This window comes from Bacillus sp. MM2020_4 (assembly GCF_011250555.1).
Classification (GTDB): domain Bacteria; phylum Bacillota; class Bacilli; order Bacillales; family Cytobacillaceae; genus Neobacillus.
In genome coordinates, this window is the sequence record NZ_JAANMZ010000028.1 from 14,719 (window position 1) to 37,028 (window position 22,310).

20 protein-coding genes and 1 pseudogene are annotated in these 22,310 nt (G+C 41.6%); 19 read left to right on the forward strand and 2 right to left on the reverse strand.

The window, feature by feature from the left end; all coding sequences use genetic code 11:
- Nucleotides 1-96 precede the first annotated feature (96 nt).
- From yabG to spoVT, 14 genes are all read left to right on the forward strand, one after another.
- On the forward strand, nucleotides 97-996 hold the full coding sequence (yabG, locus tag G6554_RS16625) for a sporulation peptidase YabG (protein WP_166243921.1): 900 nt from the start codon (nucleotides 97-99) through the stop codon (nucleotides 994-996).
- A 204-nt stretch (nucleotides 997-1,200) separates the two neighbouring features.
- Nucleotides 1,201-1,464 carry a biofilm formation stimulator Veg gene (gene veg, locus G6554_RS16630; protein ID WP_007084178.1) on the forward strand — a complete coding sequence of 88 codons (264 nt, stop codon included), beginning with the start codon at nucleotides 1,201-1,203 and terminating at the stop codon, nucleotides 1,462-1,464.
- A 128-nt stretch (nucleotides 1,465-1,592) separates the two neighbouring features.
- Nucleotides 1,593-1,778 carry a small, acid-soluble spore protein, alpha/beta type gene (locus G6554_RS16635; RefSeq protein WP_166243846.1) on the forward strand — a complete coding sequence of 62 codons (186 nt, stop codon included), beginning with the start codon at nucleotides 1,593-1,595 and terminating at the stop codon, nucleotides 1,776-1,778.
- Between the two features lie 250 nt (nucleotides 1,779-2,028).
- On the forward strand, nucleotides 2,029-2,898 hold the full coding sequence (gene ispE / locus G6554_RS16640) for a 4-(cytidine 5'-diphospho)-2-C-methyl-D-erythritol kinase (protein WP_166243848.1): 870 nt from the start codon (nucleotides 2,029-2,031) through the stop codon (nucleotides 2,896-2,898).
- Nucleotides 2,899-2,953: 55 nt separating this feature from the next.
- Nucleotides 2,954-3,781 carry a pur operon repressor gene (gene purR / locus G6554_RS16645; protein WP_166243850.1) on the forward strand — a complete coding sequence of 276 codons (828 nt, stop codon included), beginning with the start codon at nucleotides 2,954-2,956 and terminating at the stop codon, nucleotides 3,779-3,781.
- A 1-nt stretch (nucleotide 3,782) separates the two neighbouring features.
- Complete coding sequence (gene ridA, locus G6554_RS16650) at nucleotides 3,783-4,157, forward strand: 2-iminobutanoate/2-iminopropanoate deaminase (RefSeq protein WP_166243852.1); 375 nt, start codon at nucleotides 3,783-3,785, stop codon at nucleotides 4,155-4,157.
- A 179-nt stretch (nucleotides 4,158-4,336) separates the two neighbouring features.
- Nucleotides 4,337-4,627 carry a septation regulator SpoVG gene (gene spoVG / locus G6554_RS16655; RefSeq protein WP_007084183.1) on the forward strand — a complete coding sequence of 97 codons (291 nt, stop codon included), beginning with the start codon at nucleotides 4,337-4,339 and terminating at the stop codon, nucleotides 4,625-4,627.
- A gap of 195 nt (nucleotides 4,628-4,822) precedes the next feature.
- On the forward strand, nucleotides 4,823-6,196 hold the full coding sequence (gene glmU, locus G6554_RS16660) for a bifunctional UDP-N-acetylglucosamine diphosphorylase/glucosamine-1-phosphate N-acetyltransferase GlmU (RefSeq protein ID WP_166243854.1): 1,374 nt from the start codon (nucleotides 4,823-4,825) through the stop codon (nucleotides 6,194-6,196).
- 22 nt (nucleotides 6,197-6,218) lie between these two features.
- Nucleotides 6,219-7,175, forward strand: a complete 957-nt coding sequence (locus G6554_RS16665) for a ribose-phosphate diphosphokinase (protein ID WP_166243856.1) — start codon at nucleotides 6,219-6,221, stop codon at nucleotides 7,173-7,175.
- A gap of 95 nt (nucleotides 7,176-7,270) precedes the next feature.
- The gene (locus tag G6554_RS16670) at nucleotides 7,271-7,900 is read left to right on the forward strand and encodes a 50S ribosomal protein L25/general stress protein Ctc (RefSeq protein ID WP_166243858.1); all 630 of its coding nucleotides are present in this window, start codon (nucleotides 7,271-7,273) and stop codon (nucleotides 7,898-7,900) included.
- Nucleotides 7,901-8,038: 138 nt separating this feature from the next.
- Complete coding sequence (gene pth, locus G6554_RS16675) at nucleotides 8,039-8,599, forward strand: aminoacyl-tRNA hydrolase (protein ID WP_166243923.1); 561 nt, start codon at nucleotides 8,039-8,041, stop codon at nucleotides 8,597-8,599.
- Nucleotides 8,600-8,745: 146 nt separating this feature from the next.
- Nucleotides 8,746-8,976 (forward strand): anti-sigma-F factor Fin, encoded by a 231-nt coding sequence (gene fin / locus G6554_RS16680; RefSeq protein WP_166243860.1) that lies wholly within the window; start codon nucleotides 8,746-8,748, stop codon nucleotides 8,974-8,976.
- 90 nt (nucleotides 8,977-9,066) lie between these two features.
- Nucleotides 9,067-12,603, forward strand: a complete 3,537-nt coding sequence (mfd, locus tag G6554_RS16685) for a transcription-repair coupling factor (RefSeq protein WP_166243862.1) — start codon at nucleotides 9,067-9,069, stop codon at nucleotides 12,601-12,603.
- A gap of 259 nt (nucleotides 12,604-12,862) precedes the next feature.
- A complete protein-coding gene (spoVT, locus tag G6554_RS16690; RefSeq protein WP_166243864.1) occupies nucleotides 12,863-13,399 on the forward strand; it encodes a stage V sporulation protein T in 537 nt (178 codons plus the stop codon).
- Between the two features lie 40 nt (nucleotides 13,400-13,439).
- Here the strand turns inward: spoVT and G6554_RS16695 are convergent, their stop codons facing one another.
- Nucleotides 13,440-14,597 carry a pyridoxal-phosphate-dependent aminotransferase family protein gene (locus G6554_RS16695; RefSeq protein ID WP_166243866.1) on the reverse strand — a complete coding sequence of 386 codons (1,158 nt, stop codon included), beginning with the start codon at nucleotides 14,595-14,597 and terminating at the stop codon, nucleotides 13,440-13,442.
- Between the two features lie 141 nt (nucleotides 14,598-14,738).
- On the reverse strand, nucleotides 14,739-16,436 hold the full coding sequence (locus G6554_RS16700) for an L-lactate permease (RefSeq protein WP_166243868.1): 1,698 nt from the start codon (nucleotides 16,434-16,436) through the stop codon (nucleotides 14,739-14,741).
- A 300-nt stretch (nucleotides 16,437-16,736) separates the two neighbouring features.
- On the opposite strand from G6554_RS16700, the gene G6554_RS16705 reads away from it, so the two are divergent.
- From G6554_RS16705 to G6554_RS16725, 5 genes and pseudogenes are all read left to right on the forward strand, one after another.
- A complete protein-coding gene (locus tag G6554_RS16705) occupies nucleotides 16,737-17,474 on the forward strand; it encodes a FadR/GntR family transcriptional regulator (protein WP_166243870.1) in 738 nt (245 codons plus the stop codon).
- A gap of 204 nt (nucleotides 17,475-17,678) precedes the next feature.
- On the forward strand, nucleotides 17,679-18,395 hold the full coding sequence (locus tag G6554_RS16710) for a (Fe-S)-binding protein (RefSeq protein WP_166243872.1): 717 nt from the start codon (nucleotides 17,679-17,681) through the stop codon (nucleotides 18,393-18,395).
- A gap of 37 nt (nucleotides 18,396-18,432) precedes the next feature.
- Nucleotides 18,433-19,870 (forward strand): annotated as a pseudogene (locus G6554_RS16715) (LutB/LldF family L-lactate oxidation iron-sulfur protein); the annotation flags it as partial.
- Complete coding sequence (locus G6554_RS16720; RefSeq protein ID WP_166243876.1) at nucleotides 19,863-20,582, forward strand: LutC/YkgG family protein; 720 nt, start codon at nucleotides 19,863-19,865, stop codon at nucleotides 20,580-20,582. The pseudogene G6554_RS16715 and the gene G6554_RS16720, both read left to right, overlap by 8 nt.
- A 104-nt stretch (nucleotides 20,583-20,686) precedes the next feature.
- Nucleotides 20,687-22,309 (forward strand): putative polysaccharide biosynthesis protein, encoded by a 1,623-nt coding sequence (locus G6554_RS16725; RefSeq protein WP_347564323.1) that lies wholly within the window; start codon nucleotides 20,687-20,689, stop codon nucleotides 22,307-22,309.
- The last annotated feature ends 1 nt before the right edge of the window (nucleotide 22,310 follow it).

Consider the following 22,310-nt stretch of genomic DNA (forward strand, 5'->3'; position numbering starts at 1 on the left):
GAACAAGGCAATGGAGCTTTTTTTATTCACATGGACACCTCTGTTTGCATAGCCTATGAGGGAAATCCTAAACAAAAGGCCTCATTTGCTGGTCTTATGGGAGTGACGGCAGTGGGAATTAAAATAAATGATATTGTCGGAAGAAAATCATATAATTGTGACCTTCTCTTTCGTGTGATCGATATGCGGCAAATTAATAACAAGAAATTTGCTATTCTTTATGGGGAGGATTTTCGACTTGTTGCTGATGCACCTTACACTGATTTGGTGGTAGTGAACCAACATGAACGGGTAAAACTAAGCCAAGAGTATAGAACACTAGAAGAACAATCGTTGCGGCTCTTTACCCAGGATGTTGATTTGTTAAAATCCAGACAGGAATATGAAGCAACGGGCGGCTATGTAAAACCGAGCAACTACTTTCAAATCCCAGGGAGGGTGCTCCATTTAGATGGTGACCCGGCCTATTTGAAGAAATGTATGACATTATATGAAAAAATCGGGATACCGGTTTTAGGAATTCATTGCAACGAAAAGGAGATGCCGGATAAAATTGCTGGATTGATTGACCTCTATCGTCCGGATATTCTTGTCATTACCGGGCATGATGCCTATTCAAAGGCAAAGGGGAAGATGACGGATATTAATGCGTACCGTCATTCTAAACATTTCGTTCTTACCGTCAGAGAGGCACGAAAGAAAATTCCTCATTTAGATCAACTGGTCATCTTTGCCGGGGCCTGCCAATCCCATTTTGAATCACTCATTCATGCAGGGGCAAATTTCGCCAGTTCTCCTTCAAGGATCAATATTCATGCACTAGACCCAGTCTATATTGTCGCAAAAATAAGCTTTACCCCGTTTATGGAAAGAATTAACGTTTGGGATGTACTAAGGAATACATTAACAGGGGAGAAGGGCCTTGGAGGCATTGAAACAAGAGGTGTGTTACGAACAGGAATGCCTTACAAGCCAGTACAAGATGAAGAAGAATAAGCCTGCGCATTTTCGGTCGGCTTATTTTTTTTGATACGATACATATTCTGCCACTAACAAGGTAAGGCTAAGAAATGTTGAAAATTAGAAGAAAAAGTAGAATAAAAATTATTGACAAACTTTTTGTCGGACTGATATAATTTATATTTTTGTTTGACAAAAACTATGTCAGTGTGTTACACTTTACACAGTGAGGTGGATTGAATGCCGAAAACCTTAGCCGATATCAAAAAGGCTCTTGACACAAATTTAGGGAAAAGATTACTGCTAAAAGCAAACGGAGGACGCAGGAAAACAATTGAACGTTCTGGTGTTTTAGCTGAAACTTACCCATCTGTTTTTGTTATTGAATTAGATCAAGACGAAAATTCATTCGAGCGTGTTTCTTACAGCTATGCGGATGTGTTAACAGAAACAGTACAAATTACTTTCTACGATGATGCAGCAGGACATGTAGCTTTAAGCTAGAATATAAGCAATGGATGGCAGTAAACAAAGGTTTGCTGCTTTTTGCTGTTTACAGAATCATTTGGTTATCATGAAAATCCACGATTACCCCATACTAAGAACACTGTGGTACGAAAGGGGTTGTTTAGATGGGCAGAAGAAAAGGAATTATGTCCGAAGGCTTTAAAGAGGAACTTGCAAAAGAACTTGGGTTTTATGATGTCGTTCAAAAAGAGGGATGGGGCGGCATCAAGGCAAGGGATGCGGGAAACATGGTGAAACGGGCCGTTGAGCTTGCTCAAGAACAGCTGATTCATCGGGGACCGAAGTCTTAACTCTAGCTGCAGGTGCCTTTCGCTTTTTTGTTTAAACAAATCTTAACCACAGCAAGGCCGGTACCAGGAGGCAAAATGTCCTGTGCCGGTCTTTTTTTCTTTTTTTGTGTCTGTTTTCTATAAAAAAGTCATGATAAAATATTTTATTTGACAAGATTTATCATATCTCACGTCTTACATTTATCATTTTGTGGTAAAATAGGACAAAATGTGGATTTCGGAATGGATTATACAGAAGTAGGTGGAAGTAGTGAAGTTGTTAGTCAAAGCACCGGCTAAAATAAACTTAGCATTAGATGTGTTACATAAACGCTCCGATGGTTATCATGAGGTGGAAATGATTATGACCACCATTGATTTAGCAGATCGAGTAGAATTAACTTTATTAAATCAAGATAAAATACATATTCTTTCCCATAATCGATATGTTCCAGATGACCAGCGGAACCTTGCCTTTCAAGCAGCGCAGTTGTTGAAGGATCGATTTGATGTGAAAAAAGGTGTACTAATCACAATTGAAAAGACCATTCCGGTTGCTGCTGGACTAGCTGGGGGCAGCAGTGATGCTGCTGCAACGTTAAGGGGCCTGAATAGGCTTTGGGACCTTGGTTTAACCCTGGATGAATTAGCGGAGCTTGGGAGTGAGATTGGGTCGGATGTTTCCTTTTGTGTTTATGGAGGAACGGCATTAGCAACAGGAAGAGGGGAACTAATCACCGAGTTACCTGCACCACCTACCTGCTGGGTGATCCTTGCAAAGCCCTTCATTGGCGTATCAACAGCCGAGGTTTATCGCCGGCTTGATGTAAATGAAACGAAGCACCCTGAAATTGGCGGCATGATTGAGGCAATCCACAATCATGATTATCAAGAGGTATGCAGCAAGGTTGGAAACGTTCTTGAGGATGTAACCTTACATCTACACCCAGAAGTGGCTCAAATAAAGGAGCAAATGAAGCGCTTTGGTGCTGATGCTGTTTTAATGAGCGGAAGCGGACCCACCGTGTTTGGAATTGTTCAGCATGATTCAAGAATGCACCGAATCTATAATGGATTAAGGGGTTTCTGTGATCAGGTTTTCGCCGTTCGCATGCTTGGAGAACGGCACTCACTTGATTAAGGGCGTACAATAATGATATTCTTAACTAAGAATATTCGGTTTTTGGGGGTTTATTATGAAATTTCGCCGCAGCGAACGTTTGATAGATATGACAAATTATTTACTGGATCATCCACGTCAGCTTGTACCGCTCACCTTTTTTGCCGACCGATATTCGTCTGCTAAGTCTTCTATTAGTGAAGATCTGGCGATTATCAAAGAGACGTTTGAGCAAAGAGGAATCGGGACGCTGCAAACAGTACCAGGGGCTGCCGGTGGAGTTAAATTTTTCGTAAAGGTAAGCCGCGAAGAAGTGGAGCCGTTTATAAATGAATTATGTCATTTAATTGGAGATTCGGAACGACTATTACCTGGAGGCTATTTATACTTAACTGATATTTTGGGAAATCCGCAGGTGGTGCAAAAGGCAGGCCGCATTATTGCCTCAGCCTATGCCGACGCTAAAATTGATGTAGTTATGACGGTGGCGACGAAAGGGATCCCCCTTGCCTATGCAGTCGCTAGTCAGTTAAATGCCCCGGTCGTGATTGTCCGTCGGGATAGTAAGGTAACAGAAGGTCCAACCGTAAGCATTAATTATGTTTCCGGGTCTGCTAAAAGAATCCAAACGATGGTGCTTTCAAAAAGAAGCATGAAGCAGGATTCGCGTGTCCTCATTGTCGACGACTTTATGAAGGCTGGCGGGACCGTCATGGGGATGATTAGCATGCTTGAAGAGTTTAATTCCCATCTAGCGGGCATTGCTGTATTAGTTGAGGCCGAAAAAATTCAAGAACGGTTAGTGGATGAATATTTATCCCTCGTCCAATTATCTAATGTTGATGAAAAGGAAAAAAAGATTAGTGTACATGAGGGAAACTATTTTAATATATGGAGGGGTTAACATGAAAGTAGTTCAAACTAATGAAGCACCCGCAGCTATCGGGCCTTACTCACAAGGAATTGTTGTGAATAATCTGTTTTATAGTTCCGGTCAAATTCCATTAACGGCTGAGGGGATAATGGTAACGGGTGATATAAAAGAGCAAACCCATCAGGTTTTTCGTAATTTACAGGCAGTATTAAATGAAGCTGGTGCATCGCTTGAAACCGTTGTAAAGGCCACCGTCTTTATTAAAAATATGGATGAATTTGCTGCGGTAAATGAAGTGTATGGTGAGTATTTCTCCACACATAAACCAGCTCGTTCCTGTGTAGAGGTTGCTCGTCTGCCAAAGGATGCCTTAGTTGAAATTGAAGTTGTTGCGCTCGTAAAGTAAACGAGCGTTTTTTTTTGTCTTACTCCCAGCCTATCATATATATAAATGCCCATTTCTTACAAAAGTTCACTATTTTGCCCTAATTTTTCAAAAGAATTTTAAAATTTAAGAAGGAATTCAGAATTTATTGTTGAATTTTATTAACTAGCATTTTATTTTAACAAAAAGGGTGTGAGCACATGGAAGTAACTGACGTAAGATTACGCCGGGTTAACACGGACGGTCGAATGAGAGCGATTGCATCTATCACGTTGGACAATGAATTTGTTGTTCATGATATTCGTGTTATCGACGGAAATAACGGTTTATTTGTAGCTATGCCAAGTAAACGTACTCCAGATGGAGAATTTCGTGACATTGCGCATCCAATCAATTCGGGAACACGCGGTAAAATCCAAGAAGCGGTTTTGGCTGAGTACCACCGTTTAGGTGAAATGGAAGTAGAATTTGAAGAAGCCGGAGCTTCCTAAGGATTTTTACAACTAGGGCCTTTCTTCTGAGTAAGGCTCTTTTTATTGTCTTAAGAAACTCCCACTATCCCCTACATCATTCCCCCTAATAAACTTAATATTACAAAATTAGACACTTTCCTTACACTTCTTGAAAAGCGAGCCCATTTACGTTAATATTTTTAATGGATAAAAAGGTAAATTGGAGGACTGTCCATGTCTAATCGTTATGCTGTGATTTTGGCCGCAGGGCAAGGAACGCGGATGAAATCAAAGCTGTATAAAGTATTACACCCAGTATGCGGCAAACCGATGGTACAACATGTTGTTGATCAAGTCACAAAGCTATGCGTTCAGGAAATGGTGACCATTATTGGCCATGGAGCTGAAAAGGTGCAAGCACAATTAGGAAATGCCAGCCACTATGCCTTGCAGGAAGAGCAATTGGGAACTGCCCATGCCGTGATGCAGGCCCAAGCAATTCTGGATGGAAAAGACGGTATAACTATTGTTGTCTGCGGTGACACTCCATTAATTAAAGCCGAGACAATGGAGTCTCTTTTTAAACATCATGAGCTGTCAGCTGCAAAAGCCACAATCCTCACAGCAAGAATCGAAGACCCAACAGGATACGGCAGAATCATTCGTAATGGAAACGGTCTTGTTGAAAAGATCGTTGAGCACAAGGATGCAACAGAAGCGGAACGGGGGATAAATGAAATCAATACAGGAACGTATTGTTTTGATAACCGTGCCTTATTCGAAGCATTACGGCAGGTCTCCAATGACAATGTTCAAGGCGAATACTATTTACCAGATGTCATCGAAATCCTGAAAAACCAGGGAGAAGTGGTCACAGCCTTCCAAACAGATGAATTCGAAGAAACTTTGGGTGTAAACGATCGTGTTGCTTTAGCGGAAGCCGAGCGAATTATGCGTAAACGGACGAATGAAACTCATATGCGTAATGGGGTTACCATTATTGATCCTGCTAACACATATATAGAAACAGCTGTTGAAATCGGACAGGATACTGTTATCTATCCAGGAACGATTATAAAAGGCAGGACAACCATTGGAACAGAATGTCATATTGGCCCAAATTCAGAAATTGATGCATGCGAAATTGGCAATGAAACGGTTATTCGCCAATCGGCTGCACATAAAAGCTCAATTGGTTCCCATGTTAACATTGGTCCCTTTGCCCATATTCGTCCTGATTCCAATATAAGTGATGAGGTAAAAATCGGAAACTTCGTCGAAATTAAGAAAGCTGTTTTTGGAAAAGGAAGCAAGGCCTCGCATCTTAGCTATATCGGGGATGCCGAGGTGGGTAGTGATGTCAACATCGGCTGTGGTTCGATAACCGTGAATTATGACGGTAAAAATAAGTTTTTAACAAAAATTGAAGATGGGGTCTTTATTGGCTGTAATTCTAACCTTGTTGCCCCTGTTACAATTGGTAAAGGTGCCTATGTGGCAGCTGGATCTACCATCACAAAGAATGTTCCAGGTGATGCGTTGTCCATTGCACGAGCACGACAGGTAAATAAAGAAAACTACGTTCAAAAGCTTAATCTTAAGAAATAGCAATGATAATGGGAGGCCCATCATGTCAAATCAATATTTAGATCCAAATTTAAAGGTGTTTAGTTTAAATTCAAATCTGCCCCTTGCACAAGAAATCGCTAAGGTTATTGGTGTGGAACTCGGAAAATGTTCAGTCTCAAAGTTTAGTGATGGAGAAATCCAAATTAATATTGAAGAAAGTATCCGTGGTTGTGATGTCTATGTTATTCAATCAACTAGTTTACCTGTAAATGATAATATTATGGAATTATTAATCATGATTGATGCTTTAAAGCGTGCTTCAGCAAAGACAATCAATATTGTTATGCCATACTATGGCTATGCACGTCAGGATCGTAAAGCACGAGCTCGTGAACCGATTACAGCTAAACTTGTGGCAAACCTGTTAGAGACTGCCGGTGCAACCCGTGTTATTTGTTTGGATCTCCATGCACCGCAAATTCAAGGATTCTTTGATATTCCAATTGATCATCTTATGGGTGTACCAATTTTATCAGAGTACTTTAAAAACAAGGAATTGCTTGGTGACATTGTCATTGTTTCCCCAGACCATGGCGGGGTAACAAGAGCACGAAAAATGGCAGAGCGTTTAAAAGCACCCATTGCCATTATCGATAAACGCCGTCCAAGACCGAATGTGGCTGAAGTGATGAATATTGTTGGTAATATTGAAGGGAAAGTAGCGATCTTGATTGATGACATCATTGATACAGCAGGAACAATCACTCTTGCTGCCAATGCTTTAGTAGAGAATGGGGCTGCCGAGGTGTATGCGTGCTGTACACATCCAGTATTATCAGGTCCAGCGATTGAACGTATTGAAAACTCGAAAATAAAAGAATTAGTTGTTACCAACTCGATTTCTCTTCCAGAAGAGAAAAGAAGAGGAAAAATTGTCAATCTATCTGTCGCTCCATTACTTGGTGAAGCAATCATTCGTGTCCACGAAGAGCAGTCTGTAAGTACACTGTTTGATTGATATAAAAAGCGGTAGCGTTGGAAAATAAACATGTTTAGTCCTTCCTGTTTTGGGGTATTTTAAATAGATACTAAAGTAGGAAGGTGACGAAACATATGAGTACTGTTTTACAAGCAAAGGAACGGAAGGAACTCAAGTCTTCTGCTCTAAGGAAAATCAGGGAGGCTGGAAGCATCCCCGCCATTATTTACGGTGCTAGGTTTGAGAGTAAACCGGTATATGTGAGCTCGGCAGATTTAACAAAAACACTTCGAACGGTTGGCAGGAATGGAGTCATTTCCCTTGATGTGGATGGCAGCAAGCATGATGTGGTGTTAACCGACTATCAAGAGGATGCTTTTAAAAAAGGAATTCTCCATGTAGATTTTCTAGCCGTGGATAAATCTTCAAAGATTAATGTTGAAGTCAAGCTTGTCCTTGTTGGAGAGGCAGTAGGTGTAAAAGATGGTGGTGTCCTACAGCAGCCTGTTCACCAATTATCGATTACGTCTACTCCTGACAATATTCCGGCGCAAATTGAAGTAGATATAACGAATCTGCAGGTAGGAGAAACCGTTTTGGCTGGTGATATTCCATCTGCCGGTGCCTTTACGATCAACCATGAGGATGATGAAGTGATCGCCTCTATCCTACCTCCAAGACAGGAAGAGGAAATTAATGCTGGCGAGCAACAGGACGGCGGGCATCCAGATCAAGAAGAAGGTAGAGAAACGACTCCCGCCTAAAGCTGAATAAGAGAAAAGACGTAACCTTAAATGGTTACGTCTTTTAACGCATAATCAAAAGAATTATTATATAATGGGAGAATAGCGATGTTTCGAAAAATTTTTAACAGGTTTGCTGAACCGAAAGAGGTGGGACCCATGAAATGTATTGTTGGTTTAGGTAATCCTGGGAAGCAGTATGAACAAACAAGACATAATATCGGCTTTGAAGTCATTGATGCCTTGGCTAATCTATTTTCGATCCCGTTAAATCAATCAAAATTTAAAGGTATGTATGGGATTGGTACTTATAATGGGGAAAAGATATTACTTTTAAAACCATTAACCTATATGAATTTGTCGGGAGAATCAATCAGAGCGGTCATGGATTACTATCAAATAGAGTTAGAGGATTTAGTAATCATTTATGATGATCTTGATCTGCCAGTCGGGAAGATACGGCTTCGGCAAAAAGGGAGCCCTGGCGGCCACAATGGAATTAAGTCTACTGTTGCCCATCTTGGTACGCAGGAATTTAACCGTATTCGAATCGGCATTGACCGTCCTAAAACAGGAATGAGTGTACCTGACTACGTTCTTGGGCGTTTCCGCCCCGATGAAATGCCATTTACAAAGGAAGCCGTGAAAAGAAGTGCGGATGCCTGTGCGTCCTGGCTTGAAAAACCGTTTTTGCAAGTCATGAATGAATATAATCAGTAATTGTTCATGATACAAGTCTTTCTTTCATACAATAAAGCAAAACTGTGGAAAGTAGAATGCAGGGCTATGTTAGCCTAAACTAGGTGAATAAGTTCCTCCTATCAGGTTAATACTATGAAGGAATCGTAGATTAGGGAGGGACCCGTGTGACCATCCATTACCATTGTCGTCATTGTGGTACAAAACTTGGTTCCATTGATAAAGCATCGGTACACTCAGAAACCCTTGGTCTTCATAAATTAACGGATCAAGAAAGACAGGAAATGGTTGCTTATGACGCATCTGGTGATATTCATATTACAGCCATTTGCGAGGACTGCCAAGAGGCATTAGAGCGGAACCCAGATTACCATCAATACGATTTCCTTATTCACTAACCAGCTTTGGAAGCCCTCCAAAGCGTTTTTCTATTTATTATTTTTACTATATAAATGCTAGTAATATGAAATAAGAAGGGGGGAGAAACCTTGAACGGTTTAAAGTCATTATTCCTGCATCAGGAAGATATTCACTCGATGATTGCCGGGATTGAGGGAGGATTAAAGGAACAGCTTGCAGCCGGTTTATCTGGATCGTCAAGAACGGTACTGACCGCTTGTATTTACGAGCAGATGAAACGGCCAATCATGCTTGTTACCCATAATCTATTACAAGCGCAAAAACTCTATGATGATATTGTCAATCTATTAAGTGAGAGGGAAGTATTTCTTTTTCCTGCCAATGAGGTAATCGCGGCTGAGCTTAGCATTGCGAGTCCGGAATTAAAAGCGCAAAGAATAGAGGCCTTAAATCATTGGAGCAGGTCAGATCAAGGAATTATAATTGTCCCAATTGCCGGCTTAAAGAAAATCATTCCTCCGAAGTCCTTATGGAACTCTTATCAGCTGAAGTTAGCAGTTGGCCAGGATATCGATATTGATAAATCGCTCCATACCTTTGTTAAAATGGGTTATGTCCGTGTTGAAATGGTGACCACGCCAGGGGAATTCAGTGTCAGAGGCGGGATCATTGATATTTATCCGCTTACGGAGGCAGATCCGCTACGGATAGAGCTATTTGATACAGAAATCGACTCAATCCGTTATTTCTCTCTTGATGATCAACGCTCCAAAGGAAAAATCAAGGAAGTGTTGATTGGGCCCGCAACAGAAATTCTGTTAGAGGCAGAGGATTATAGCCGAATGATTTCAAAGCTTGAAACTGGATTAGCGCATAGCTTAAAGAAGTTAAAAGACGATAAAGCGAAAATACAGCTCAACCAGAATATCAGCCATGATCTTGAACAGTTAAAGCATGGGCAAAAACCTGACCAAGTCTATAAATACTTATCACTCGCATACGACCAACCTGCTAGTTTACTAGACTACCTTCCACGGAATGGTCTTGTGTTTATTGATGAAATCAGCCGGGTTCAAGAGATGAATGATTCCCTTGTGAAAGAGGAAGCCGAGTGGTATACAGGGTTACTTGGTGAGGGACAAATCATCCATGATTTACATATTTCCCATGACTTACAAGCGATGCTGCAGAAAAAGGAATTCCCTATTCTTTATATGTCCTTATTCTTACGTCATGTAGCCAATACGAGCCCGCAAAATATCATTAATATTTCCTGTAAGCAAATGCAAAATTTCCATGGGCAAATGCATCTATTAAAAGCAGAAGTTGACAGATGGAAAAAGGGGAATTATTCAGTTGTCTTTTTAGGCCAGGACGAAGAGCGGGTTAAAAAGTTAGAGCGTGTGCTCGAAGACTATGAAATTGATGCCACTATCGTTAAAGATGGCCAACAGATTTTACCTGGCAGAATTCAGATTATGAAAGGAAACCTGCAATCAGGGTTTGAACTTTCTATCCAGAAAATGGCCATTATCACGGAAGAAGAATTATTTAATAAACGGGTGAAGAAATCTAAAAGCCGGCAAAAATTATCGAATGCAGAACGGATTAAGAGTTATTCTGAACTTAAGATTGGCGATTATGTAGTTCACGTCAATCACGGGATTGGGAAATATCTTGGAATTGAAACCCTTGTCATTAACGGGGTTCATAAGGATTACCTGCACATCCGCTACCAGGGAACAGATAAGCTGTATGTTCCAGTGGAACAAATCGACCTTGTCCAGAAATATGTTGGTTCGGAAGGGAAAGAGCCCAAAGTATACAAGCTGGGCGGCAGTGATTGGAAGAAAGTTAAGAAAAAGGTTGAATCCTCTGTCCAGGATATTGCCGACGATTTAATTAAATTATATGCAGAACGTGAAGCGGCTGTAGGCTACGGGTTTTCACCGGACGGTGATATGCAGCGGGAATTTGAAACATCCTTTGCCTACCAGGAAACAGAAGACCAGCTTCGTTCTATCGTTGAAATCAAAAGGGATATGGAAAGAGCACGCCCAATGGATCGTCTCTTGTGCGGTGATGTCGGTTATGGCAAAACAGAGGTTGCGATTCGCGCCGCCTTTAAGGCGATTGCTGATGGGAAGCAAGTAGCCTTTCTCGTGCCGACGACTATTTTGGCACAACAGCATTTTGAAACATTAAGGGAGCGCTTTCAGGATTATCCGATTAATATTGGGTTATTAAGCCGTTTCCGCTCGAAGAAGCAGCAGACGGAAACCATGAAGGGTTTAAAAGCGGGGACGGTCGACATTGTGGTCGGTACCCACCGTCTGCTCTCAAAGGATATTGTCTATCGTGATTTAGGACTGTTAATTATTGATGAAGAGCAACGATTTGGGGTTACCCATAAAGAAAAGATTAAGAAGTTAAAGACGAATGTCGATGTATTAACCTTAACGGCAACGCCCATCCCAAGGACACTCCATATGTCGATGCTTGGTGTCAGAGATTTATCCGTTATTGAAACACCGCCAGAGAATCGGTTCCCGGTGCAGACCTATGTCATGGAATATAATGGCTCGTTAGTGCGGGAAGCGATTGAACGGGAGCTAGCCCGCGACGGACAAGTCTACTTTTTATATAACAGGGTTGAAGATATTGAACGGAAAGCTGAGGAAATATCGATGCTAGTCCCTGATGCACGGGTTACCTGTGCCCATGGGCAGATGACGGAAAATGAATTGGAATCTGTCATGATTAGCTTCCTTGCTGGTGAATTTGATGTTCTTGTCAGCACGACCATTATTGAAACTGGTGTGGATATACCGAATGTGAATACCTTGATCGTTTTTGATGCCGACCGTATGGGACTTTCCCAGCTTTATCAGCTCCGCGGCCGTGTTGGAAGATCCAATCGCGTCGCCTATGCGTATTTTACCTATCGTAAGGATAAGGTGTTAACAGAGGTGGCGGAAAAACGCCTCCAGGCCATTAAAGAGTTTACGGAGTTAGGTTCCGGCTTTAAAATTGCGATGCGTGATTTATCGATTCGCGGCGCTGGAAATTTATTGGGTGCCCAACAGCATGGTTTTATTGACTCAGTCGGTTTTGATCTTTATTCGCAAATGCTAAAAGAGGCAATTGAAGCCAGAAGGGGAGAACTCGGTGCAGAAGTAAAGAAATCAGTTGAAATTGACTTGGAAATTGATGCGTATATTCCGGATACGTACATTAAAGATGGCCATCAAAAGATTGAGATGTATAAGCGGTTTAGGGGGCTTGAATCCATTGAGGAAATGGAGGAACTCCAGGAAGAGATGCATGACCGCTTTGGTGAATATCCAGCAGAGGTGGACTACCTTTTCCAAATTGCTGAAATAAAAGTGTATGCTCTTGAAAATGGAGTCGACCAAATTAAACAAGCGAAACAAGAGGTGACCATTTTTATCAATGATCAGGTTACTAACACCATTGATGGCGCAAAAATATTCCATATTGGCAGTAAATTTGGCCGTAATGTAAATCCAGGGATGGAAGGCACCAAATTAAAAATTGTGATCAAAACAAAAGAATATGATACTGCACAATGGCTTCACATTGTCAGAGAGATGGTGAAAGGTATTCCGCTAGCTAAACGGGAACGGGAAAACCCTGTTAAGTAATAAAAAATAATTCGATTGTGTATAGAACTTTCCAGATGAAAGATACTAAGTTCAAAGTTGGTAAATGAGGATTATTATCTTAAAAAGATAACGGTCTAGCTGCAGCGCCTAGGGGCTCTGAGGTCTAAGCCAATCAGTCAAGAAGGCTAAAGAACAGCCTTCTCGCCTGCTCGTCTAGACTCACGCCCCTGGTCAAGGCGCTTCCGCTTTTCTGATTACCAAGTTGAAAAATCATCAGATGAAAGTGAGGCAACATTGGATGAAAGCAACTGGAATAGTTCGTCGAATCGATGATTTGGGTCGTGTCGTCATTCCCAAAGAAATACGCAGAACCTTGCGTATTCGTGAAGGGGACCCGTTAGAGATTTTTGTGGATCGAGACGGGGAAGTCATTTTAAAGAAGTATTCACCAATCAGCGAATTAAGCGATTTTGCCAAAGAATATGCAGAAGCCCTATTTGATAGCCTCGGTAACCCTGTTTTAATCTGTGATAGAGATACTTATATTGCTCTTGCTGGTAGTTCTAAAAAAGATTACTTAAATAAGAATATCAGTGATTTAGTGGAAAAAACAATGGAAGAGCGGAACTCGGTGATCCAAACACAGCAAGGCGATATTGCACTAGCTGATGGTAATGATGAAACCGTATCCTCCTATACTATTGGACCGATTATTGCCAATGGTGACCCTATTGGTGCCGTTATTATTTTTTCTAGAGAAGGTACACTTGGAGAAGTAGAACAAAAGGCAGTTGAAACAGCTGCAGGTTTCCTGGCAAGACAGATGGAGTCATAATTAACATGAAAAAAGGCAGCCGAGGCTGTCCTTTTTTATGTTATTTCCGGTGGGCTGTCAGAAATACGTTCTGTGCAGCGCTCACTCCGGCTCCTGGTTCAAAGGAATAGGAGAAGTCTTGTAGGCCTGCCTCCATGAGTGAAACAGCTTCAAGGATGTCGCTAGGAAAACAGTAACCCATATGGCCAAATCGGAACAGCTTTCCTTGCAAGGACCCTAGCCCGCCAGCAAAATCAAGGTGATATTTTTGCTTTAAATGGCCAATAAATGAAGAAAGATCCAATCCCTCAGGTGTACGTATAGCCGTAATCGTTGGGGAAGCGTACTCGTCACTCGTCAACAACCCGATAGAAAGGGACTTCATTGCCGCACGAACCATGTCTTTCATAAGCTCATGTCTTGCAACCGTTTGCGAAAAACCACCTTCCGCATCAATTAAATCGCATACCGCAGAAAGCCCGTAAATGAGGGAAACAGCAGGGGTGTTAGGTGTCATACCCTTCACGGCCCAATCACGATAACTAAGTAAATTCAAATAATAAGATGCTGTCTGATTTTCCTCGATTACTTTCCATGCCTTTTCACTAATGCTCAACAGGGCAAGTCCAGGTGGAAGCATCATCGCTTTTTGTGACCCGGTTACTAAAATATCAATCCCCCATTGATCCATTTCAGCAGGTGCACCGCCAATACAACTGACTCCATCAACAATAAATAGTGCATCCGAACAAGTATGGACGACATGTGCTAATTTATCGATAGGGTTTAAAATCCCCGTTGATGTTTCGTTATAGGTGGCAAAGACTGCCTTAATGTTTGATAAAGGTTTAAGAAACTCAGTAAGATCCTCCTCACTACATGCCTCGCCCCAAGTCTTTTCAAGCTTATGTACATGGAAACCATATTTCTCACAAATAGAGACAAAATAGTCGCCAAAGGCGCCAACTGTGATGACCACAACTTCTTCTCCTCGAGAAACCGTGTTGACCGCTGCGGCTTCCAATGCAGCCGTACCACCTGACGGCAACAGCAGAATATCCTGTTTCGTACCGAAAATAGGTTTCACACGATTTGTGGTTTCTTGATATAAATGGACGAATTCCTCGCTGCGATGACTGATCATATCCTGATTCATTGCTTGCAGCACTTTCTTAGGGATTGGGGTAGGTCCGGGATGTCTTAAAATATTTGGATACATACGTTTCCCTCCAATTGTTTTTTGCGAATTTTAGTTATGCTACTTAAATTATAGCCCATTTTTATCGGCAATAGGAAAAGTTTCCCGAATAAAAAGGGCTCTATCCAGAAAAGGACTGAGCCTAAGTAAGACATTCAAATTTTACGGAATCATAAAAGTTAGGACAGTGTTTTGCAGCCAAACGATGACTCCAACTATAATAACTAAGAAAATGCTGTGTTTTATTGTAAAACGAAAGAGCTCTGATTCTTTTCCGACTAGCCCAACTGCGGCACAGGCAACAGCAATTGATTGCGGCGAAATCATTTTACCGGTAACACCACCTGAAGAGTTTGCTGCAAGTGCTAGGATTGGATTCATACCAATTGATTCCGCTGTGACCTTTTGTAAGTTGGCGAACAAAACATTTGCTGAAGTATCGGATCCTGTTACAAATACTCCTAGCCAGCCAAGGAAAGGTGAGAAGAATGGGAAAAAGGTTGATCCTGTTTTAGCTAGGGCTAGTCCAAGCGTCGTACTCATTCCGGCCACGTTGATGACATAGGCAAAACCCACCACTGAGGCGATGGTCATGAGTGGGAATTTCACTTCGTTCAATGTTTCGCTAAACGTTACAACCCATGTTTTCCAAGACATTTTTACAATAAACTTTGTGATGATGGCTGCGATTAAAATGGCTGTACCAGCAGCCGCTAAAAGCTCAACCTTATAAAATGCCGCGATTGGCTCGGCACCTGCTTTACTAAATACTTTGTTATGGACCAATGGAACCTCAGGTATAAAGGTTAAGACATGTCCGACTGAATTAACGGCTTTTAGGATGGCATTAGCCCCTTGATAGTGACCGCCTAAAGCAAGTTTAATGGCAGGAATTCCCCAAAGTGTGATCGTTGCCGTTAGCAGAACAAAGGGTGACCATGCTTTAAATATTTGTCCGCCTGTGTAATGTACTTCTTTTGATGTGTTATTTTTGACGGCAGCAGTTGCTGCAAGTTCTTGTTCGGCAGAAAAGCGGAAAATGGTTTTCGGCTTCCAGAAATTTAGGAATATAGCCAGGGCGACTAAAGATACTAATGATGATAAAATATCGGGAAGCTCTGGTCCTAAAAAGTTTGATGATAAATACTGTGTAACGGCAAAGGAAATACCTGATACCAGAACGGCAGGCAAAACTTCCATCGTTTTTTTGAAACCAGCCATAATGAAAACAAGGTAAAAGGGAATAAATACAGATAAAAATGGCAGCTGACGGCCGATCATTTTTGAAATTTCAGTTGCCGGAATCCCCGAAGGCCCTTCCATTGCAATAACAGGTGCACCAATGGCGCCAAAAGCAACCGGTGCGGTATTGGCAATCAGGCATATACCGGCAGCATAAAGCGGGTTAAATCCTAATCCAACTAATAATGCGGCTGAAATAGCTACCGGCGCACCAAATCCTGCAGCCCCTTCCAAAAAGGCCCCAAAAGAGAACGCTACCAATAATGCTTGTAATCGACGGTCCTCCGTAATAGATAACACAGAGTGACGAATGATATCAAATTGCCCTGATTTTACAGTCAGCTTGTATAAAAAAACTGAGGCAATAATGATCCAGCCAATCGGTAAAACTCCATATACAGCCCCCTGTGTTGCCGACATGACGGCCATTCCAGCCGGTACTTTATAGGCAATAACGGCAATAATAATAGCAAGGATTAATGTTGTAAGACCAGCAATATGCCCCTTCATTCTTTTTATAGCTAATGCCCAAAAAAAGTAAAGGATGGGTATTAGTGCAACAATTGCGGTAAGTCCAAGATTGTTCCCAACTGCGGTAAAGTTTTGAGTAAATGTCATTCGCAAATTTCCTCCCAAATAGATTTGTTTGTTGAATCTTCCCCTGATTCATTGTTCGTTCTCCTTTAATGGAGTAATCGCTTACAAATGTTGGTGACTAGGTCATCAGATGATTGGATGTTTACCAAGGTGATAAGATGAATTATATGGATATTAAAATAAAATTACAATAGAAAATTTATATTTTTCCGTAATTTATGTTTAGCTTTTAAATGACCAATTCATTTTCTCGATAATTTTTTGAAAAAGGGTATAATTAGATTTACGATAACCTGACGTATTGTTAAAGGGGCTCAGTGAATGGAATACAAAAAGATCAAACCGAAAAAGATTTATGAAGAGGTTGCCGAAGCGATCTATGAGATGATTCGGGCAGGAAAGCTAAAACCGGGTGAAAAAATAGACTCTGTTCAACAACTCGCTGAAAACTTTCAGGTAGGACGTTCTGCGATTCGTGAGGCATTAACGTCATTGCGTGCAATGGGACTAATAGAAATGAAGCAAGGGGAAGGAACCTTTGTGAAGGAATTTGAAAAAGACCAAATTACTTTCCCACTGTCAACAGCCATTTTAATGAATAAGGAAGATATTGCTGAGTTAGTAGAGGTACGAAAGATTATTGAAAGCGGGACAGCAGCAGCCGCCGCCAAACGAAGAACGGAACAGCATCTAGCTATGATGGAGGCTGCACTTGAGGCAATGAATGGGGCAAAAGGGAATGAAGAACTAGGTGAAAAAGCCGATTTACAGTTTCACCTGGCACTAGCTGATGCCGCACAAAATCAGTTGCTGGCGAGTTTAATGAATCATGTTTCCGATTTAATGGTGGAGACCATGCGAGAAACACGCAGGGTATGGTTATTTTCAAAACAAACAACATTAGAGCGGTTATATCATGAGCATTTGGCGATATATGAGGCAATTAAGAATCAAGATGAAACTGAAGCGCGAAATAGGATGCTGATTCATCTTGGAAATGTGGATAAGATCCTGAAAGAATATTTCCAGCATACGTCGATGTTTAATCATGAGAAATAGGATAGAAAGGGAGTTCTCACACATTGAGAGCTCTTTTTCTATCCCTTAACAAGGTGGAAAATCATCTTTTTTGATGAAAACCCTTTCTCCTCTTGTGATTTTTGATGTAGAATATAGAATATTAACATTGTTAGGTCATCGGATGACCAGTTTACCAGTTTGCTATGTTTGAAAATTTTAAAAAAGTGAGAGAGGGAGAAAAAAATGAAGGTTTCTCTTTTTGCAACATGTATCGTCGATATGTTCCAGAGCAATGTAGGAAGGGCGACAGTTGAACTACTTGAAAGACTTGGGTGTGAGGTTGAATTCCCAGAGTCTCAAGTATGCTGCGGCCAGCCAGCTTATAATAGCGGTTATGTCAAGGAATCAAAAGAAGCGATGAAGAGAATGATTGAAACGTTTAATCATGCCGAATACGTTGTTTCACCATCCGGCTCATGTGCGTTTATGTTTCACGAATATCCTCATATTTTTGCAGGAGATCCTGTCTGGGAGCCAAAGGCAAAACAATTAGCGGAAAAGACTTACGAACTGACGCAATTTATCGTGGAGGTTTTAAAAATTGAAGATGTTGGCGCTACTTTAGAGGGAACGGCTACCTACCATACTTCTTGTCACATGACACGATTATTAGGGGTAAAAGAACCGCCAATGATTCTATTAAAAAATGTGAAAGGATTGAAGTTCACAGAATTACCAGGTAAAGAACAGTGCTGTGGCTTTGGTGGAACCTTCTCCGTAAAAAACGCTCAAATATCAGAGCAAATGGTCGATGAAAAGGTTCGTCATGTCGAAGAGACAGGGGCTGAGTACCTGATCGGAGCCGATGGTGCCTGCTTAATGAATATTGGCGGCCGAATGGAAAGGGTAGGCAAACAGGTAAAAGTCATGCATATTGCTGAAGTATTAAATAGCCACTAATGGGTCACTGCTTTTTATAGACTGGGGGGAAATTCAAATGGCAATGAAGATTAGTACGGAAAAGTTTAAAGATCGTGTTGATCATGGCATTCATGATCAATTTATGCGTGGTGCTGTCGCCGGTGCCCAAGATGGTATGGGGATTAAACGAAAAGTTGTCACAACTGATGAATTAGATAATTGGGAGGATTGGCGCAATCATGGCGAGGAAATCCGCCAGCATGTGCTTGAGCACCTCGATTATTATTTGGAGCAGTTAAGCGAAAACATTGCTGCGCGCGGCGGCCATGTCTTTTTTGCGCAAACGAAGGAAGAGGCCAATGATTATATTAGAGGTGTTGTACAGCGGAAAAACGCCAAAAAGGTCGTTAAGGCGAAATCAATGGTAACAGAGGAAATCAGCTTAAATGGGATGCTGGAAGAAGAAGGATGCGAGGTAGTCGAGACGGATCTCGGGGAATATATTCTCCAACTCGATGAGCATGATCCGCCATCACATATTGTGGTACCTGCACTTCATAAAAACAAAGAACAAATTCGTGATGTCTTTGCGAAAAAACTTGGTTATACGAAAACGTCAAAACCCGAGGAGCTTGCCTACCAAGCACGTGTGACGTTGCGTGAAAAATTCCTTGAAGCCGATATTGGGATTACTGGCTGTAATTTTGCAGTGGCTGAAACGGGTTCCTTTAGCTTAGTGACGAACGAAGGAAATGCTGACTTAGTCACGGCATTGCCAAAAACACAAATCACTGTTATGGGAATGGAACGAATTGTTCCTACTTTTGAGGAAATGGAAGTCCTTGTTAGTATGTTGACGCGCAGTGCGGTTGGACAGAAGCTAACCAGTTATATTACCGTTTTAACTGGTCCGCGTGAAGAATTGGATGTGGACGGCCCGGAGGAATTTCACCTTGTCATTGTTGATAACGGCAGATCAGAAATTCTGGGAAGCGAGTTCCAATCCATCCTTCAATGTATCCGCTGCGGGGCCTGTATTAATGTATGCCCTGTTTATCGTCATATTGGCGGTCATTCCTACGGCTCCATCTATCCAGGGCCGGTAGGTGCGGTTCTTTCACCATTACTAGGGGGATATGATGAATATAAAGAGCTTCCATATGCCTCTACCCTTTGTGGTGCATGTACGGAAGTCTGTCCAGTGAAAATCCCATTGCATAATTTGCTTCATCAACACCGGGTAAACATTGTTGAAAAGGAAGGGAAAGCACCTGTTTCTGAAAAACTATTAATGAAGGCATTTGGGCTTGGCGCTTCTTCACCTGCTTTGTATAAATTTGGTTCAAAAATTGCTCCTGCTGCCATGACGCCATTTACGTCGGGCGATAAAATCTCCAAAGGGCCGGGGCCACTTAAGGCTTGGACGGATATACGGGAATTCCCTGCTCCAAATAAAGAGAGATTCAGAGATTGGTTTAAACATCGCGAGAAAGGAGACAACTAAACATGAACGGCACCATCCAAAACCAAGATCAATTTTTAAATCAACTTGCCAGCCGTCTGAACCGGCCGCGAATTTCGACTCCAATAGAAAAGCCGAACTGGAAGTTTCAGCCACAATATGAAGTATTAAAGGATGCAACACAGGATGATCTTTTAGCTGTCTTTGAGGAACATTGCAAAAAGATCCATACAAAGATGTTTACAACTGACTTAAAAGATTTGTCAGCTGTCGTAAATGATGTGGTCCTTGACTATGGCGGCGGCCCAGTTGTGACGTGGAAAGATGACAGGTTCTCTGAGTGGGGGCTAGATTCCCTATTTAAACAAAAATGGCCGACGCAAAAGATCGATATGTTTGAGTGGGACTATACCTTAGGTGAAGAGAACATTCATCATGCAGAAAAGGCGAATGTCGGCATCACAATCAGTGAAATAACCCTTGCTGAATCGGGTACAGTGGTCCTTTTTAGTAATAAAAATAAGGGCAGAACGGTCAGCTTCTTACCGGCAACATCGATAATGTTGATTCCGAAAAGCACTCTTGTTCCGAGAATGACTCAGGCAGCAGTGAAGATGCGGGAAATTTACGAAGAGACCGGACACGTTGCCTCCTGCATCAATTTTATTACCGGTCCAAGTAACTCGGCTGATATTGAGCTGAACCTTGTCGTTGGCGTACATGGCCCTATAAAGGCAAGTTATATTGTCATTAATGATTTATAATAAGAATGTAAGGTATGAGAACCAGGTATTTGCCTGGTTTTTTTAATTGTCAATTACCACAATGTGCTATAATTACCTTCTTAGTTCAATTAGTAGGTGAAGCAATGAATACAATGAATCAATCAAAATCCCTATTTAAAGGGGCTTTTATTTTAACAATCGCTGCGATCTTGACTAAAATTTTAAGTGCCTTTTACAGGATTCCTTTTCAAAATATTGTCGGCGATATTGGCTTTTACATTTATCAACAGGTGTACCCGTTTTATGGGATGGCAATCGTCTTGGCGACAACAGGATTTCCTGTTGTCATCTCCAAACTTTATGCAGAACAAAGGGAAACAGGCAACGATTCAAAATCGCGACTACTTCTACTGGTGGCCTTTGTTTTTTTACAAGTAGTTGGCATTATTTGTTTTTTAGTGCTCTATATCGGTGCAAAAGGAATAGCCAACTGGATGAATGACCCCCAGTTAGCTATTCTTTTAAGGGTTGTTTCAATTGTGTTTTTAACCTTTCCGCTTGTTTCGATATTAAGGGGATATTATCAAGGGATTGGAAATATGGTTCCTACAGCTCTCTCTCAGGTTGGTGAACAATCGATTCGGGTGCTGACAATATTGTTCCTATCGTGTCTTCTTATGCAAAAGGGCTATTCCCTTTATTTAGTGGGTGGCGGGGCAATGTTTGGCTCCATTACCGGGAGTATTGTAGCCGCCGTTATTTTGTTTATGTTTTTATTGATTCGTAAAGAATGGAAAGAGATCAAACCGGAACAGAGAATGTCTCAAAATAGCTGGACGGAGGTCAAAGGGATTGTAAAGGCTTTGATTTTCCAAGGGCTGATGATTTGTTTAAGCGGGATGCTGATGATATTTATTCAATTAGCAGATTCCTTAACGCTCTATCCTTTACTTGTTGCTGGTGGCATGGAAGCGGATCTGGCGAAAAGCATGAAGGGGATCTTTGATCGCGGCCAGCCGTTAATTCAGTTAGGAACTGTTGCGGCTACCTCCATGGCGTTAACCCTTGTGCCGCTTATTAGCCGGGCACGCTTGGCGGAAAAGTCGGATGAACTGCATGATAAGGTCCAATTGGCGCTTAAAGTTAGTACGGTGATCGGGTTAGGTGCATCTGCTGGTTTATGGGCCATTATCGAGCAAACGAATACCATGCTATTTGAAAACCAATTGGGGTCATCTGTACTGGGAGTACTCGGGTTTGTCATTCTTTTCACCTCGATCATCTCAACAGTGATTGCCATCATGCAGGGACTTGGCAGCCTACTATTTCCGGCATTTGCTGTGGTAGTCTCTTTTCCACTAAAATATAGTTTAAATAGTATCTTTATTCCGTTATATGGAACCATGGGTGCTGCTATTTCATCCCTGCTTTCATTAGGTTTGGTCTCGTGCTTGTTGTTCCTTAAATTTAGAAAAATGACTATACGACCGCTTTTCGATTGGCGTTTTATCAGAATTGTTCTGATGGCAGCCGTTTTGCTGGTTCTGTTCTTAAAAGGTTTTATAGTTGTGACAGATTATGTGGTGAACCTCTTCGTATGGCATCGTTTAGGTGCTGCTATGCAAGCTATAAGTGCTGTGGGACTTGGCGGCCTGCTCTTTTTATTGGTGATCATTCGCGGAAACGTCTTTCGTGAGGAAGAATTGGCCTTATTCCCGTTCGGAAGTAAATTAATACATCTACTAGCACGAAAGGATAGGAGATAAT

What these genes read in the sequence shown, in the direction of transcription:
- G6554_RS16665 (WP_166243856.1), top strand. Translation starts at nt 6,219, where the DNA reads ATGTCAAATCAATATTTAGATCCAAATTTAAAGGTGTTTAGTTTAAAT.
- yabG (WP_166243921.1), top strand. Translation starts at nt 97, where the DNA reads ATGGGAGTGACGGCAGTGGGAATTAAAATAAATGATATTGTCGGAAGA.
- purR (WP_166243850.1), top strand. Translation starts at nt 2,954, where the DNA reads ATGAAATTTCGCCGCAGCGAACGTTTGATAGATATGACAAATTATTTA.
- G6554_RS16670 (WP_166243858.1), top strand. Translation starts at nt 7,271, where the DNA reads ATGAGTACTGTTTTACAAGCAAAGGAACGGAAGGAACTCAAGTCTTCT.
- G6554_RS16720 (WP_166243876.1), top strand. Translation starts at nt 19,863, where the DNA reads ATGAACGGCACCATCCAAAACCAAGATCAATTTTTAAATCAACTTGCC.
- ridA (WP_166243852.1), top strand. Translation starts at nt 3,783, where the DNA reads ATGAAAGTAGTTCAAACTAATGAAGCACCCGCAGCTATCGGGCCTTAC.
- pth (WP_166243923.1), top strand. Translation starts at nt 8,039, where the DNA reads ATGAAATGTATTGTTGGTTTAGGTAATCCTGGGAAGCAGTATGAACAA.
- veg (WP_007084178.1), top strand. Translation starts at nt 1,201, where the DNA reads ATGCCGAAAACCTTAGCCGATATCAAAAAGGCTCTTGACACAAATTTA.
- G6554_RS16635 (WP_166243846.1), top strand. Translation starts at nt 1,593, where the DNA reads ATGGGCAGAAGAAAAGGAATTATGTCCGAAGGCTTTAAAGAGGAACTT.
- spoVG (WP_007084183.1), top strand. Translation starts at nt 4,337, where the DNA reads ATGGAAGTAACTGACGTAAGATTACGCCGGGTTAACACGGACGGTCGA.
- G6554_RS16725 (WP_347564323.1), top strand. Translation starts at nt 20,687, where the DNA reads ATGAATACAATGAATCAATCAAAATCCCTATTTAAAGGGGCTTTTATT.
- glmU (WP_166243854.1), top strand. Translation starts at nt 4,823, where the DNA reads ATGTCTAATCGTTATGCTGTGATTTTGGCCGCAGGGCAAGGAACGCGG.
- G6554_RS16695 (WP_166243866.1), bottom strand. Translation starts at nt 14,597, where the DNA reads ATGTATCCAAATATTTTAAGACATCCCGGACCTACCCCAATCCCTAAG.
- spoVT (WP_166243864.1), top strand. Translation starts at nt 12,863, where the DNA reads ATGAAAGCAACTGGAATAGTTCGTCGAATCGATGATTTGGGTCGTGTC.
- G6554_RS16700 (WP_166243868.1), bottom strand. Translation starts at nt 16,436, where the DNA reads ATGACATTTACTCAAAACTTTACCGCAGTTGGGAACAATCTTGGACTT.
- G6554_RS16710 (WP_166243872.1), top strand. Translation starts at nt 17,679, where the DNA reads ATGAAGGTTTCTCTTTTTGCAACATGTATCGTCGATATGTTCCAGAGC.
- G6554_RS16705 (WP_166243870.1), top strand. Translation starts at nt 16,737, where the DNA reads ATGGAATACAAAAAGATCAAACCGAAAAAGATTTATGAAGAGGTTGCC.